A 489-nucleotide genomic window follows, 5' to 3' on the forward strand; every position below is an offset into this window, starting at 1 on the left:
AAGTTGTGTTAAAGAATTATATGGGTTATTAAACAAGGAAAATATACCTATTTGTAATGGAAGAACAAAAAAAGTAATGCAATGGCTTGGATTTGGAAAAATGTAAATATGATTGTTTGTACAAAGTTGGTAAGCATCATTTTGACTTGTTTTTTGATAAATTTAAGGTATTTTTAATTGACAAAAGTCAAAAAATATCGTAAATATATAAATATAGTACCAAATAAATGGTATAAAAACATCTTTGTGATGTTTAATAGATTAAGCCATAGGAGGAAAAAATGGCAACATTAGCTTCGGGCATTGCGCTCGCAGATGGAGAAAATTTAGTTATGGAGATTGAAGCGGAACTATGGGCAACCAGTTCAAATCCAATCGCACAGTTTTTTGGAGCAATTCAAAGATTCTTTGCATTAATCTTTGGATTTAAACAAAAAGGTTTTGTTGTTATAACCAATAAAAGAGTTGTTGAAGTAAAAACAATTATAC

Annotated in this window: 1 protein-coding gene; it reads left to right on the plus strand. The window is 28.8% G+C overall.

The window, feature by feature from the left end:
- Nucleotides 1–281 precede the first annotated feature (281 nt).
- A partial coding sequence (locus tag ACYVTD_RS16365) for a hypothetical protein (protein ID WP_461248730.1) occupies nt 282–489 on the plus strand: 208 nt, incomplete at its 3' end.

Source organism: Treponema sp. R6D11, assembly GCF_054786075.1.